This window comes from Thalassospira sp. ABD4_177 (genome assembly GCF_056160125.1).
The window spans coordinates 1,101,125-1,115,924 of record NZ_JBSWWO010000001.1; the positions used below are offsets into that span (position 1 = coordinate 1,101,125).

A 14,800-nucleotide genomic window follows, 5' to 3' on the forward strand; every position below is an offset into this window, starting at 1 on the left:
CGGATTAATTACCCGACGGTTCCGTGATCTCAATTTCGATATTGCTATACCAGTCTGCGGCAGCCTGCATTTCGGCCTTTGTCAGGTCCTTGGCAATCGGTGTCATGATGTCATGCACCCGTTTGCCGGTGCGAAACGCCTTGAGCTGCGTTTCGATATAGATATTGGTTTCCCCCGCCAGATTGGGCGCATCTTCAAGTGTCGAAATCCCGTTTGCGCTGTGGCAGCCAATACAAAGCTCCGGCGCGTCATCCTCGGACGTGTTGGCGGGTAGGGTGCCGCTGGCGGTAAAATGATTGAACCAGTGTGCGACGTCCTCGATCTGGTCATCAGACAGACTGCCGGCGACCACCGTCATCATTTCATGTTCGCGCGTGCCGGTCTTGAACGCCCGAAGTTGTGCGATCAGGTAATCAACCGGCTCGCCGCCGATATGCGGGGCAATCGGAATGCGCGCCAGCCCGTCAAGCCCGTGACAGGTGCGGCACATGCCCGCCACCTTGCGGCCATCCTTGAGCGTTGCGGGATCAGTCGTAGCAGGATCAGTCGTGGAGGGGTCCTGGGCCGACACAGATGACGGCATGGAAAGAACCCCGGCGGACAGAAGTCCGCCGAGGAGTGCGATCAAAGCTGTGCGCATCAATTGCCCTCATACCAGATGCGATAAAGAGCACCGGCCAGATCATCGGAAACAATGATCGACCCATCACGCAATTGGGCAACATCGACCGGACGACCAAGATATTCCTCGTTCTCGTCAATCCAGCCTTCGGCAAACGGTTCGGTGCTGGCATTGCCTTCGTCATCAATGAAGGTCACCATCACCCGCGCGCCGACCGGCGTTGTGCGGTTCCACGACCCGTGCTGGGCCGAGAAGATCGCATTCTTGTATTTGGCCGGGAACATCTTGCCGGAATAGAAGCTCATGCCAAGGTCGGCGGCATGGGCCACGGTTTCAACCGCGGGCATGACAACGTCATAAGGCACTTCCTGACCGGCATATTCATTGGTGCGGACATCACCGCCGCCATACCACGGATGGCCGAAATGCTGGCCGGCGGCGGTTTGATGGTTGATTTCACCGGGCGGGATATCATCACCCATGCCATCAACCTGGTTATCCGTCCACCACAGTTCGCCGGTGACCGGGTGGAAGTCATGACCAACGGAGTTACGTACCCCATAGGTATAAACTTCGCGGCCGGTGCCATCGGTATTGATGCGGATGATGCCGCCAATGCCCCACTCGCGATACAGATCAAGCTTGTCTTCCGGTGCCACGTTAAACGGCTGACCGAGCGAGATATAAAGCTTCCCATCCGGGCCGATTTTGCAAACGCGCGCGGTGTGGTTATAGCTTTCCTCGGCGGGCGGGATCAGATCGCCCTGCTTGACGACGTTAAAGGCCGCGACATCCGGGCTTTCATAAAAGAACTCGGCGGCCGGGAACACCAGAACGCGGTTCTGTTCGGCGATATACAAAAAACCGTCAGACGAGAAACACGGACCATTGGGAATGGCAAAGCGCAATGACGGGGCAAAGTCCTTTACCTCGTCAGCGACGCGGTCCTTGTTGCGGTCGGTGACGGCCCAGACCTTGTCCTTGCGCGTGCCGACAAAGGTCACGACCCCTTGCGGGCCGACCGCAATATGGCGGGCATCGGGGACGATGGCATAAAGGCCGATCTTGAACCCGTCTGGAAGCGTGATGCGTTCAAGGGTCTTTTTGATCCCTTCGGCATAATCCCCGCCCTGTTCGATGACGGTGAATTCTGTCGTCCCGGTTGATTGGAAACTTGAGAGTTTTTCAAGATTGTCCGGCGCAGGTGCTTGTGCATAGGCGGTTCCGGACATGGCAAGCGCAATGCTCGCCATAAGAAGGCGTTTCGTCATTACGTAGTCCTCCCGATTGTAGCGGATGCCATTGACCGGCATCCGTGCCGCGCGGATTTGAAACTCCGCACGGCTTGTGCATAAGCATTGCGCCTAATCGGGATGAACGTCTAGGTTGATTTCACGATATGGAATTGTGATTAATTGTTTCGTGCGGCAAGGGCGGTTTCGTATTCCGCGGGTGTCATGGTTTTCAATGCAAGCGCATGAACCCGGTCCTTGAGCAATTCATCAAGCGCCCCATACACAAGGCGCTGGCGGTTCACGCGGTTCTCGCCTTCGAATTTTTCGGACACGACAAGGACGGAAAAATGGGACTCGCCACGCGGGTCAGCCCCGGCATGACCGGCATGTTTGGATGAATCATCATTGATCTGTAGTTCGACCGGGGCGAACTGTTCGGTCAGGATGTTACGGATCTGGTTGGCGACCTGCATGATAAGGGCCTCTGTTTTTTGGTGATGTTTGCAGATGGCTGCAAAAACGAATCTGGTTGAGAGGGTCTGGCATGCGCTAGGCGCTTTTCAAGCCTTTTATCGCATTTAAAGCGCCCTTATGATATTGCGCGCCGCAAACTTTCAGAACATATAGACGCAAATGAACCGAGGACACCGCAACAAGCGCAAGACGCTCTACCATGACGAACCCGTTCTGCCGGAATGTGACTGGCCGGATTGTGACGGGCATGGGGAATTCCGTGCGCCCAAGGATCGCAAGTTGCGCGACTATTACAAGTTCTGTCTGGAACATGTCCGCGAATACAACAAGTCGTGGAACTATTATGCCGGCATGAAGGCCGAGGATATCGAAAGCGACATGCGCCGCGATACCCATTGGCAACGCCCGACCTGGCAGTTCGGTCATATCCGCGGTTCGAAAAAGCCGTTCAATTTCAAGTTCAAGGACGGGTTCGGCTTCTTTAACGAAGATGGCGACCAAACCCATCACGGTCCCGGTGCCGAAGACAAGGCGAATGCCGAACGCAAACGCAAAAGCGAAGAAGCCCAACGTCGTGCAGGCGCGCTTGGCATGCCGGCCGAACAGCAACAGGCGATGGCGACCCTTGATCTTGGCTGGCCGTTCAGCCGTGATGAGCTCAAGGCCAAATACAAGGCGCTTTCGAAAAAGTATCACCCCGATGCCAATGGTGGGGACAAGGCCGCCGAGGAACGCTTCAAACGCATCAGCGCGGCCTATACATCGCTGACCCAGTACATCCGCGATCTCGAAGCGCGGGTGACTCTTTAGGTTTCCCGCTAATTTTCTGCGAAATTCGGTGAAAACCGGTCTATTTGGTCGCAGTTTGCGTACCGGATAGCTCTTATCGAGTAAACCTTTTGCGATAATAGAGATTTTTTGCGCATCTTCCCTTTGTGTGATGCGTCATAACCGCTATTAATGAGCAAGTTTAACGAAACGACCGCGCCACCAGCGCCGGTCCGACAAATGCGCGAGTACTTATGAGCCAAGGTTACGAAGCGAGCGGTGCAGCGGCAGAACATCCGCTTGATACACCCGATACCACCATTTCCGTGCGCGAAACGTTCGGGATCGATGTTGATATGGAAGTCCCGGCCTTTAGCAAGGGCAGCGAACATGTACCGGCGGTTGACCCGACCTATCGTTTTGATCGCGACACCACGCTGGCGATCCTGGCGGGCTTTGCCTATAACCGCCGTGTGATGATTCAGGGGTATCACGGCACCGGTAAATCGACCCATATAGAACAGGTGGCATCGCGCCTGAACTGGCCGTGCGTGCGTGTAAACCTTGATAGCCATATCAGCCGTATCGACCTGATCGGTAAAGACGCGATTGTGCTTCGCGATGGTAAACAGATCACCGAATTCCGCGAAGGCATTCTGCCCTGGGCACTGAAACGCCCGGTCGCGATGGTGTTTGATGAATATGATGCTGGCCGTCCGGACGTGATGTTCGTTATCCAGCGTGTTTTGGAAGTCGATGGCAAGCTGACCCTGCTTGATCAGAACAAGGTCATCCACCCGCATTCGCATTTCCGCCTGTTTGCGACGTCAAACACGGTTGGTCTTGGTGACACCACGGGCCTCTATCACGGCACCCAGCAGATCAACCAGGCCCAGATGGACCGTTGGTCGATCATTGCGACGCTGAACTATCTGTCGGTCGAAGATGAAACCAACATCATCACCGCCAAGGTTCCGGCATTTGATAACGCCGAAGGCCGCCAGAAAATCGAAGCCATGGTGGCTCTTGCCAACCTGACCCGTCAGGGCTTTGTTGCTGGTGATATTTCCACCGTCATGAGCCCGCGTACCGTGATTACGCTTGCTGAAAACGCCAAGATTTTCGGCGACGTTTCCTATGCCTTCCGCGTGACCTTCCTGAACCGTTGCGATGAAGTCGAACGTCCGATCCTGGCAGAATATTACCAGCGTTGCTTTGGCGAAGAACTGCCCGAGGAAGCCATCAATGTGATGGTCCGCTAAGGCGTGACCCTCAAACAGATTGGCGAACTGGTTCCACAAGCGAGTAGTGCAATGAAGAATGATGAGGCTCTTTCCGGCTTCTTGCGCGGCACGGCAGCAACGTTTCGTGCGCTTGCCGGGCGCAATGATCTGGAAGTCGGCTTTGTCAAAGGCGGGCGCCCCGGGGGGTACGGCGAACATGTGCGTTTGCCGATGCCCAAACAGGCCATGCCCAAGGATGAGGTCGCTGATCTGCGCGGCGTTGCTGATGGCTGGGCTCTTAAAATGCGTCACCATGATGCTGGCCTGCACGCCAAACGCATGCCCGAAACGGCCGAGGCACAGGCTGTTTACGATGCGCTTGAAACAGCGCGTGTTGAAGCAGTTGGTTCGCGCTATTTCCCCGGTGTGCGCAAAAACCTGCGTGAACATGCCGAACAGGATTGCCACGCCAAGAACTATCACCGCGTAACATCGCGTGATGACGCCCCGTTTGCCGATGCGATCGGGATGCTGGCGCGTGAAATTTTTACCGGTGAAAAGGCGCCTGAATCAGCAGGCCCGCTGATTGATTTGTGGCGATCCCACATCGAAGAAAATGCCGGTGCTGACCTGACCGATCTGCGCGATGTCATGGACGATCAGGAAGCCTTTGCACGCGGCATGCGCAAACTTCTTGATCACCTGTCGCTGGAAGAAGACCTCGACGATGCCCCGCCCGAACAGGAAGGCGAGGACGAAGATCAGCAAGAAGGCGAAAACGATCCCGATCAGGAAGACATGGAAAGTCAGGGTGGCCAGCAGGGCCAGAATGACGATTCCGAACCTGATGGCAGCGATGATCAGTCTGATGCCGGTTCCGAAGAAGCCGAAGCCGGCGAAGGCGATATTGACGATCAGCAGCTTGAAGCCATGTCGCAGGAAGAAAAGCCTGCCGGCCCGGGCGAGCAGCCTGAATTTGATGGTCGCAACGAACCGGTCGAGCGCGGGTATGAGCCGTTCACCCGCGAATACGACGAAGTCGTCACGGCAGATGATCTGTGTGAAAACCTCGAACTGTCGCGCCTGCGTGCGATGCTTGATAAGCAGCTCGCCAATCTTCAGAACGTGGTTTCGCGCCTTGCCAATCGTCTGCAACGCCGCCTGATGGCGCAGCAGAACCGTGGCTGGGACTTCGACCTTGAAGAAGGCATTCTCGATGCCGCGAAGCTTGCGCGTATCGTTGCAACGCCGTCGACCTCGCTGTCCTTCAAGCAGGAACAGGACACTGATTTCCGCGATACGGTCGTGACGCTTCTGATCGATAATTCCGGCTCCATGCGGGGTCGTCCGATCACGATTGCGGCCCTGTCGGCCGATATTCTGGCGCGCACGCTGGAACGCTGCGGGGTGAAGGTCGAAATTCTGGGCTTTACCACCCGCCAGTGGAAAGGCGGTCAATCGCGTGAAAACTGGGTCGAGGCCGGCAAACCGCCAAAACCCGGTCGTCTGAACGATCTGCGTCACATCATCTACAAGGCCGCCGATACGCCTTGGCGTCGGGCGCGCAAGAACCTTGGTCTGATGCTGCGCGAAGGCCTGCTGAAGGAAAACATCGACGGCGAAGCGCTGCTTTGGGCGCATGAACGTCTTCTGGCGCGTACCGAACAACGCCGGATCATGATGGTGATTTCCGATGGTGCACCGGTCGATGATTCAACACTTTCGGTCAACTCCGGAAATTATCTGGAACGCCATCTGCGTGAAGTGATCGAATGGATCGAAACCAGATCGGCGGTCGAATTGCTGGCGATTGGTATCGGCCATGACGTGACGCGCTATTATCGCCGCGCGGTGACGATCAACGATCCGGAAGAACTCGGCGGCACCATGCTGCGCGAACTTTCCGATCTGTTTGACGAGGAAGGCGCGCGTCAGCCAAAACGCCCGATGCGCCATGTGCCGGCCGATAATGCGCAGGCCCGCGATCATGCCGCGGGTGACCGCGACCGCTGGTAACGGCCAAGGTGTATCGAGGATGAGCATCATCACCCGCTTTGCACCCAGCCCGACCGGATATCTTCATCTCGGCCATGCGGCCTCGGCCTTGTTTTCTGCAAAACAGGCCGGGCCGGATGGCCGTTTTCTTTTGCGGATCGAAGACATCGACCAGACCCGGTGTCGTCCGGAATATCTCGATGCGATCTATGAAGACCTCGCCTGGCTGGGCCTTCGATGGGAACAGCCCGTCCGGGTGCAGTCCGATCACTTTACCGATTATCAGACGGTGCTCGATCGCCTGTCAGATATGGATTTGCTCTATCCGTGCTTTTGCACGCGCAAGGATATTCAGGCCGAAATCGCCCGCATCGGCAACGCGCCGCATGGCCCCGATGGCGCGCTTTATCCCGGTACCTGTCGGCAGTGCTCGGCATCTGAACGGCAGGACCGCATTGCGGCGGGGGAAAGCTATGCGCTGCGTCTTGATATGGGCGCGGCGCTTAAACGGGTGGGGCGTGAACTGACCTGGTTTGATCGGGCTGCGGGCAAACAGATTGCCACGCCGGAAATCTTTGGCGATGTGGTGCTTGCGCGCAAGGATACCCCGACCAGCTATCATGTCTCGGTTACCCACGATGATAACCATCAGGGGATCACCGTTGTTACGCGCGGGGAAGACCTGTTTTTTGCCAGCCACCTGCATCGATTGTTGCAGGAATTGCTGGGCTATGACGTGCCGGAATATCACCATCACGGGCTTCTGACCGGCTCGGACGGCAAACGCTTTGCCAAGCGCGACAAATCCAAGACGCTCAGATCCATGCGCGAAGAGGGGCTTCTGCCCCAAGACGTCATCAGGATGGCCACGCTGTCCTGATCCGTTTGACGTTACGGCATTATCCCAAAGCAATATCGTGGTTAGATCATATTCCCATTGTCGTGGGTTAGTACCTACGTATAGGATATCTTTGATCATACGACGATGTCAGAGGCGCAAGACCAGATGGAAAAAAATGCTGGCTTGGTCAGGAGGATCGGTAAACGCGTTCTCGACCCGGGTATAGAAATTAATGCTGGCGAGAATTTGACCGGTAAGGTTCAGCGCGACCTGCTGGATCTGGCTTATCGCAATAACTGGGCGAACATTCTGGTCAATCTGGCCGCGGGTGCCAGCATGATTGCGATGTTCTGGCTGCGCGGCGATTTACGCGCGGAAACGGTCATCTGGCTTCTGGTCGTCACAGTTATTTGCTGCATTCGGCTTTGGGGAGGATACCTTTACCACCTGACGCGTGAAAACAGTACCGAGCTCTCCTCTGATCAACTTCGCAAATGGCGCTTTCGCTACCAAATCGGGGTGATTGTCACCGGGCTTATGTGGTCACTGGTCGGCGCGATTGAAATTCCCGCAGTTCAGGGCGAAAGCCAGTTCCTGACCATGATCATTATTGCCGGCATGGCCGGGGGTGCCACCGGCATTCTGGCGCCGGTCTTCCTCGTTGGGCGCTTCTATCTTTGTGCGTTGCTGTTGCCGCCGGCAGTGATCCTGGCGGTGATGGGGGATGCGAACTATATCCTGTCGGTCTTGGCGATGGTGTTCCTGCTGGTGATGCTGGTGACCCATCGCAACAACCACGCCGTTCTGTTCCGCTCCTTTGTGCTGAAACATCAGAACCAGCGGCTGATTGAAGATCTCAAGCAGAAAAACCGGATTACCGAGGACTGGAACGCGACCCTTGAAGCCCGCGTTGAACAGCGCACCGAGGAACTCCGCGATCTGGTGGAGCATGACGCGCTGACAGGCATCTATAACCGCGACGGAATCGTTGCATGGTTTGAGGAAAAAAAGCGATCGGACGCGTTACTCGATTACGCGGTTTTGTTTATCGATTTGGATCGCTTCAAGCAGATCAATGACGGGCTCAGTCATGCGATCGGTGATGAAGTCCTGCGCGCGGTCAGTGAGCGGCTGGGCGAATGTGTTGGTGAACATCATGCGCTGGGCCGCTGGGGCGGGGACGAGTTTCTGATCGTTCTGGCCGCCCCGCATCAGGAACTCCATCCGCTGGTCGAATATACGGTTGAGCTGGCCCAGCATGCGGTAAGCCAGCCGATCAATATTGTCGGCCATACACTGCATGTCGGCTTTAGCACCGGGGTTGCCTTTTCCTCGGGCCGCAATCCGTCAATTTCGGAATTGATCCACTGGGCCGACCTCGCCGCGGCAGAGGTCAAGAGATCAGGACGCGGCAGCGTACATAACTATGACAAGATGCTGCTGACTGAACAGGAACGCCGCCTCAGCGTCACACAGGCCCTTCGGCGTGCCATGAGTGCCGATGAGTTCAATATCGAATACCAGCCGGTCATTGATGCCGTGACCGGCGATATCATCGTCTACGAGGCGCTTTTGCGCTGGAACAGTGGGGTGCTGGGTGTGGTGCCACCCGATGAATTCATCCCGATTGCCGAGGAAAGTGCCCTGATCGTTGATATCGGCGAATGGTGTATGCGCCGGGCCTGTCAGACCTTGCAAGACAGCAGCGAAATTGCAGCGACAACGAAAATTGCGATCAACGTATCGATTCGCCAAATCGTCATGCCGAATTTCGCCGATATGGTCTCGCGTATTCTGGTCGAGACCGGGCTGGCCGCAAATCGACTGGTTCTGGAAGTCACGGAATCGATCTTTGAAAAACGTCAGACCACCCAGATCGCCAGTGTGCTCGGTCAGCTCCATGACATGGGGATTGAAATTTACATTGATGATTTCGGGACCGGCTATTCGTCCCTGTCGCGCCTGCACGAAATCCGGGTCGATGCCGTCAAGATCGACAAGTCATTTGTTCTGGCCATGGATGAAAATGCCCGCGTCGTGATCGAGGCGGCAATTCTGATTGCCCATCGCTTTGGTCTTAAGGTGATCGCTGAGGGGATCGAAACCGCCCATCAACGTGATGAGCTGATGGCGATGGGGGTTGATGCCTATCAGGGGTATTTCTTTGCCCGGCCCGGTCAGATGCCCTGCCGCGATACCCAATGGCAAAGCGATCACCATCAGCCTGTCTGAGATGCCCGTTTTCTGGTGCCATGAGCGCATAAAAAAAAACGGCCTGTCGCAACAAGTGGCAGGCCGTCTCAGTACTGTTCTGCGGGGGGAGGCAGAATCAGCGGCTAAAATCAATCAGGACAAGGAAGCTGACCGGCACAAGGGCCAGCGCAACGTAAATCCAGAAGGACGCGACAGGAATGCCTAGAGCGGCAAGAACATAACCGGCAAGATAAAGCGCCAAGCCAATTACAGCGACCAGCAGAATGCCCAAAAGCGGCAGAGAAACTTTACTATCTGATTTCATGTCCCGTCATGCTCCCGAAACGGATTTTTTAACTCATGGTGTTGAACTTACCATGCTGTGCGCGTCTGCGTTTTGATCCGTATCAATAAAGCGTGCAGTTTGAAACCAGAGGCCCGTATGCGGATAAAACACGTCCTGACATTATATAATACAAGGATGGAGAATCGGTGCGTAGCCATAGACCGAAATGGCGCAATTGCCCGCCAAGGCGCTGTTTGTTATTGTCGCCCCGGTTTGAAAAGCCAAAGATTCCGTGCGGTTGAGTTGGGCAAATACCGGCCCAAACCACGGATTATCGCCAAAACCGCTCGGATAAGCGTTTTTGTCGCGGTTTTCGCTTGATGAAGGCTTGACGACATAGGCCATAGGCAGTATTAACCCGCTTCCAAGCGCGGGCCTGCATGTTCAGGCCAAGCGTCCTTTTGCGAATTTATAGACCAGGAGATCAGGTCATGGCACGTCGCTGCCCGGTATCCGGCAAAGGCGTTTTGGTCGGCATGAATGTGAGCCACGCCCACAATCGTACCAAACGTCGTTTCCTCCCGAACCTGCAGCCGACCTCGCTGCTTAGTGAGTCGCTCGGTCGTTCGGTGCGTCTGCGTCTGACCACCAATGCTGTCCGCACCATCGAAAAACGTGGTGGTCTGGATGCATATCTGCTCAGCACTGCAAATGCAAAGCTGCCGGCAGATTTGGTGAAAATCAAACGCCAGGTCGCCAAAGCTGTTGAAGCAAAAGCTGCCTAATCAAGGCTTCTGCTTTACAGACAGAATTTACGAAGGCCCGCTTTATAAGCGGGCCTTTCGTTTTTCCAGTCCCGTGATTGTTTGCGTCAGTCGAGACGCACAATGCACGCTGCCAGACAGGGTCTGGCGGCTTTTTTTGTGCTGCGCTTGATCGTCTTTGCCAAGGGGTTCCAAGGGTTGCGCAACGATGTTGCGTGAAGAAACGCGACTCGGCGGAACACGGGCTTTGCGCTTTTGGAAATTTGTTCTATACTTTGCTCTATCAGTGGTTTACGTTGCCGTGTCGCCCGGTTTGGTGAAACGTCATGATATGTTCATCAACAGCGATTCCCGGACCTGCTAAACAAAGTAAGCGACTCGGTAAACACGGTGGAGCGGATGATATGCATTTATCGCCCAATGCGTGTCCGGCACTTGTTCTTAACGCCGACTTTCGGCCGTTGAGCTACTTTCCTCTGTCTCTTTGGTCCTGGCAGGATACGCTCAAGGCGGTCTTTCTTGAACGCGTCGATGTTCTGTCCGAATACGACCGCGAAGTACGCTCTCCCTCCTTTAAAATGCGCCTGCCCAGCGTCATCTCGCTCAAGGAATATGTCCCGCTCAAAAGCAGCCCGGCCTTCACCCGGTTCAACGTCTTTCTGCGTGATGAGTTTTCCTGTCAGTATTGCGGCGATCGCCTGCCAACCAACGAGCTGACCTTTGACCATGTCATTCCGCGTGCACGCGGTGGGCGCACCAACTGGGAAAACATCGTCACGGCCTGTTCTGACTGCAACCTCTATAAGGGCAGTCGATCGGTGCGCGAGGCGGGCCTGCGACTGCGCAGGACGCCGGGACAGCCCACAATGCACGAACTGCAATCAACAGGACGCCGTTTCCCGCCAAACTATCTTCATGAAAGTTGGCGGGATTTTTTATACTGGGATACCGAACTGGAATACGACTTCTGATCATTGGCTATCGTTATTGCGGCAAAGAAAAAAGCACTGCCTTTCACTGCAGTGCTTTTTTCCGTGATCATTATAGCCGCCTTGCTCCTACCAGCGATATTTGACCGTTGCCAGAATAGTGCGGCCCTGTCCGTAATAACAGGCATTGGAACCTGAGCAGGTCGCAACCCAGCGTTCGTCAGCCAAGTTGGTTGCATTTAATGCCAGGAGATATCCATCAATTTCGTAGTGGATACCGGCATCAAACAAGGTTGTAGCCGGAATTTGGAAGCTGTTTGATGCATCACCATACTGATTGCCAAGATATCGGACCCCGCCATTAAAGCCAAAACCCTTCATTGCCCCGTTTTGCAACGTGTAGTCGGCCCAAAGAGATGCGGTATGTTCTGGCACACCGGTGGGAGATTTGCCCTGATTCCCATCATTGTTTTTGGTGACTTCGGCATCATTGTAGCTATAGGCCGCTTTGGCAACCAGTCCTGCAATTGGCTCAATCGTGCCTTCGAGTTCGAGGCCACGTGAACGAACTTCACCGGTTTGAACCTTGCGCGCGCTATTGTTTGGATCGGTTGTGGTGACGTTCTGGCGCCGCAGGTCATATAGCGCAGCAGTCAGCAGGCCATTGAAGCTTTGCGGTTCGTACTTGGCTCCGACTTCAAACTGCTGACCCGTTTCTGGATCAAAGTTCTGCGAACCCTCGCTTGCAACCGGATTGAAGGATTCCGAATAGCTGAAATAGGGAACCAGACCAAAGTTGGTTTTGTAAACAAGGCCGGCTTGACCGGAAAAAGCGTGATCATTGGTGCTACTTTTTGCACCATTGCTGGCGTTGTTCCGCTTTTCCTCATCCGACCAGTCCTGACGACCGCCAAGGGTCAGTGTCCAGTGTTCGTCAAAGTCGATCTGGTCTTGCGCATAGATCCCAAGCTGACGAAGCGTGATGTCGTCGTCATACCAAGTCGATAGCGCACTAATCGTCCCGCCATAGACCGGATTATAGACATTTAATGCCGATGCGCTTCCATATGCGGCGTAACGGTCATAAATGTTATGTTGATAATCCATCCCGGTCAGCAGTGTATGGTGGATATTGGCTGTCTCAAACCGTGTTTCAAGCTGATTATCAATGGTGATTGTGTGCGCGTTCTGATCCGTCCGCAAGACGTTGCGTTTCAGGGTGCCTGCATTCACATCCGACCAACCGTTACCGTAAACAGTTTTATAATCGACATCGACAAAGGCATAACGCGCATTCTGGCGGAAGGTGACATGATTGCTGAAATCATGGCTGAATTCATAGCCAAAGGATGTCTGAACACGTTCATATCCTTCAAAGCCCGGTTCGCCGGTGAAGACATCAACTGGAATTGCGCCGTTGGGTGCGCTGTAGATTGTCCCGACGGTCGGTAGCCAGTTATTGGCGGAGCCGGTTTTGTCGTGTTGGTAATGGGTAAGGATGGTCAGGGATGTATCGTCATTTTCCCATTTTAACGACGGTGCGATATAGATCCTGTCATCATCGACCATATTGGTTTGGGTTCCGGAATCTTGCACAAGACCGGTTAGGCGATACAGGACACTGCCATCCTCGATCAGCTTGCTGCCGACATCAAACGCACCCTGTTTATGATCGAAACTACCCGCTTCAAGCGCAACTTCGTTGACCATGTTTTCGTGCGGACGTTTGGTGACGACGTTAACAAGTCCCCCAGGGGCATTTTGCCCGTACATCACAGAGGTCGGCCCGCGCAGCAGTTCAATGCGCTCTGCACCATAGGCCTCCTGACGGAAGGATGCATAGCCTGACGAGCGAAGTTGGAGACCATCTCGATAAAGACCGATATCCTGCTGTGTGAAGCCACGTACCTTGAACCAGTCATAACGCGTATCATAACCGAACTGGTCAGGCTGAACCCCTGCTGAGTATTTCAGCGCTTCCATCACCGTGCTGGCCTGCCGGGTGTTGATTTCATCGGTGCCGACAACTGACATTGATCGTGGCGTTTCGGTAATTGGCGTATCGGTCTTGGTCGCAGTGGCACTTTGGGTTGCAACGAAGCCCTCAACCGGTGAGGTTGCGGTTTCAAACTCCGCGTCTGCCTCGATCACAAGTGGTGCCGTTTCCGTTCCTTCGGTGGTCTCGCTGTCGGTTGCTTTCGTATTCGTATCTGATTGCGCCAGTGCGTAACTTGGCAAGGCAATGATAAGTGCGACTGCGGTGCCCAGTAATAGGGCCGAAGACAGTTTCTGTCCTGTAAAACGCATTTGGGATTCCCTGTATCGGTTGTCTTTGATGACGACCTGTCGGGCGGGAACCGGCGGGCCATCTATGATGATGGACACTCGATATCACGCAGTAGGGGATGGGATATTGAACCGGATTTCGCCGTATTGAACGGAATTTGGCTTAAGTTAGGCAAAATGCTCTTTGCGCCAGGCGCCAGGTGTTGTGCCAACGATCTTGCGGAAGACCCGCGTCAGATGTGCCTGATCGGCAAAGCCAACCCGAAGGGCCACCGAGGCAAGCGGCGTGTCGGCATCTTTAAGCAGGGTCTTGGCTCGTTCGACCCGCGCTTTCATCTGCCACTGTTGCGGTGGCATACCGGTACTTTCACGAAAGGCTGAACAGAAATAGGATTGGGACAGCCCGGTCAGTTGTGCCAGTTCATCGAGGCGAATGGTGCGCCCGCAATTTTGTTCGATATAGTCGACAGACTTGCGTAAATGGAAGGGGGCAAGTTTGCCGCGTTTGCGTTGTGGTTCGTCGGATTGCGTGGGGCTCAGCAGCGCGGCGGTCAGTGCTGTTACCAAACTCTCGCCATAGATTTGGGGACTTGTCTCGCCATTTTCGAGATCAGTCGCCAACATCCGCGCCAATGTGTTAATGCGCTGATCGCAGAAACCCATTCGTGGCGTTTCAAGAATATCACGTTTAATTTCATGCCCCAAGCTGCTTTCCAGTGCGTTGACATCCAGATGAACATCCAGATGACGCAAACGGCACTTCCCGAAAATCTCGGATGATATTTCCATTCCGGCAGGCACATAATACAGGCAGCCATTCTTGCGGTCCTCTGTCTTCGCAATGTCGCTTGCTGTACGGACATTCACCCGTGTTTCGCCAACGCAATCAAGCAACGCGACCAGAAGAGGTGCACGTGATATATAGGTTCCCCCGGCTTCCTGTGCGCACTCTACATGCCACAAATCTGTGATCGCTGCGTTCCAGCGACGAAAGCGCAAGTCATCAAGAAGAGAAATCCCTTCGATCTTGCTGATCATTTGTGGATGGAATGCCATGGAAGTCATGACAACGGGGTCCTTCATGCAGGTGGTGTCTGGTGGTGCGAATGGCTCTCAATATAACCGGGATTTTTATGCAAACAATAATAATTCTCATTACTATGCGAAGAATTGTCGGATTTCTG

Annotated in this window: 14 protein-coding genes; 7 read left to right on the forward strand and 7 right to left on the reverse strand. The window is 54.7% G+C overall.

Features of this window, described 5'->3' with window-relative positions:
• Window positions 1-4: 4 nt before the first annotated feature.
• From ACXAF0_RS05070 to ACXAF0_RS05080, 3 genes are all read right to left on the reverse strand, one after another.
• Window positions 5-640, reverse strand: coding sequence for a c-type cytochrome (locus tag ACXAF0_RS05070; RefSeq protein WP_475344396.1), 636 nt, complete (start codon window positions 638-640; stop codon window positions 5-7).
• Window positions 640-1,893: a PQQ-dependent sugar dehydrogenase gene (locus ACXAF0_RS05075; RefSeq protein WP_475344398.1), complete on the reverse strand. Its 1,254-nt coding sequence runs from the start codon at window positions 1,891-1,893 to the stop codon at window positions 640-642. Before ACXAF0_RS05075 ends, ACXAF0_RS05070 begins: the two co-directional genes overlap by 1 nt.
• Window positions 1,894-2,033: 140 nt before the next feature.
• Window positions 2,034-2,330, reverse strand: coding sequence for a BolA family protein (locus tag ACXAF0_RS05080; protein WP_475344401.1), 297 nt, complete (start codon window positions 2,328-2,330; stop codon window positions 2,034-2,036).
• A gap of 160 nt (window positions 2,331-2,490) precedes the next feature.
• Here ACXAF0_RS05080 and ACXAF0_RS05085 point away from each other — a divergent pair, with 160 nt between their 5' ends.
• The 5 genes from ACXAF0_RS05085 (at window position 2,491) to ACXAF0_RS05105 (ending at window position 9,390) form a co-directional block, all read left to right on the forward strand.
• Window positions 2,491-3,141 carry a DnaJ domain-containing protein gene (locus ACXAF0_RS05085; protein WP_475344403.1) on the forward strand — a complete coding sequence of 217 codons (651 nt, stop codon included), beginning with the start codon at window positions 2,491-2,493 and terminating at the stop codon, window positions 3,139-3,141.
• A gap of 212 nt (window positions 3,142-3,353) precedes the next feature.
• Window positions 3,354-4,361 carry a cobaltochelatase subunit CobS gene (gene cobS / locus ACXAF0_RS05090; protein WP_475344405.1) on the forward strand — a complete coding sequence of 336 codons (1,008 nt, stop codon included), beginning with the start codon at window positions 3,354-3,356 and terminating at the stop codon, window positions 4,359-4,361.
• A 51-nt stretch (window positions 4,362-4,412) separates the two neighbouring features.
• Window positions 4,413-6,338 (forward strand): cobaltochelatase subunit CobT, encoded by a 1,926-nt coding sequence (gene cobT, locus ACXAF0_RS05095; RefSeq protein ID WP_475344408.1) that lies wholly within the window; start codon window positions 4,413-4,415, stop codon window positions 6,336-6,338.
• A gap of 19 nt (window positions 6,339-6,357) precedes the next feature.
• A complete protein-coding gene (gene gluQRS, locus ACXAF0_RS05100; protein ID WP_475344410.1) occupies window positions 6,358-7,197 on the forward strand; it encodes a tRNA glutamyl-Q(34) synthetase GluQRS in 840 nt (279 codons plus the stop codon).
• A gap of 126 nt (window positions 7,198-7,323) precedes the next feature.
• Window positions 7,324-9,390: a putative bifunctional diguanylate cyclase/phosphodiesterase gene (locus ACXAF0_RS05105; protein ID WP_475344413.1), complete on the forward strand. Its 2,067-nt coding sequence runs from the start codon at window positions 7,324-7,326 to the stop codon at window positions 9,388-9,390.
• Between the two features lie 97 nt (window positions 9,391-9,487).
• Here ACXAF0_RS05105 and ACXAF0_RS05110 read toward each other — a convergent pair whose 3' ends face one another.
• Together ACXAF0_RS05110 and ACXAF0_RS05115 are read right to left on the reverse strand one after the other, a co-directional pair.
• Window positions 9,488-9,676 carry a hypothetical protein gene (locus tag ACXAF0_RS05110; protein WP_475344415.1) on the reverse strand — a complete coding sequence of 63 codons (189 nt, stop codon included), beginning with the start codon at window positions 9,674-9,676 and terminating at the stop codon, window positions 9,488-9,490.
• Window positions 9,677-9,817: 141 nt separating this feature from the next.
• Window positions 9,818-10,042, reverse strand: a complete 225-nt coding sequence (locus ACXAF0_RS05115) for a hypothetical protein (protein ID WP_475344416.1) — start codon at window positions 10,040-10,042, stop codon at window positions 9,818-9,820.
• Window positions 10,043-10,128: 86 nt separating this feature from the next.
• On the opposite strand from ACXAF0_RS05115, the gene rpmB reads away from it, so the two are divergent.
• Complete coding sequence (gene rpmB / locus ACXAF0_RS05120; protein ID WP_008889909.1) at window positions 10,129-10,422, forward strand: 50S ribosomal protein L28; 294 nt, start codon at window positions 10,129-10,131, stop codon at window positions 10,420-10,422.
• 383 nt (window positions 10,423-10,805) lie between these two features.
• Window positions 10,806-11,372, forward strand: a complete 567-nt coding sequence (locus ACXAF0_RS05125) for an HNH endonuclease (RefSeq protein ID WP_475344422.1) — start codon at window positions 10,806-10,808, stop codon at window positions 11,370-11,372.
• 87 nt (window positions 11,373-11,459) lie between these two features.
• On the opposite strand, the gene ACXAF0_RS05130 is transcribed toward ACXAF0_RS05125, so the two are convergent.
• Entirely contained in the window at window positions 11,460-13,637 is a 2,178-nt protein-coding gene (locus ACXAF0_RS05130) for a TonB-dependent siderophore receptor (protein WP_475344424.1), read from the reverse strand.
• A gap of 147 nt (window positions 13,638-13,784) precedes the next feature.
• Window positions 13,785-14,681: a helix-turn-helix domain-containing protein gene (locus ACXAF0_RS05135; protein ID WP_475344425.1), complete on the reverse strand. Its 897-nt coding sequence runs from the start codon at window positions 14,679-14,681 to the stop codon at window positions 13,785-13,787.
• Window positions 14,682-14,800: the final 119 nt, after the last annotated feature.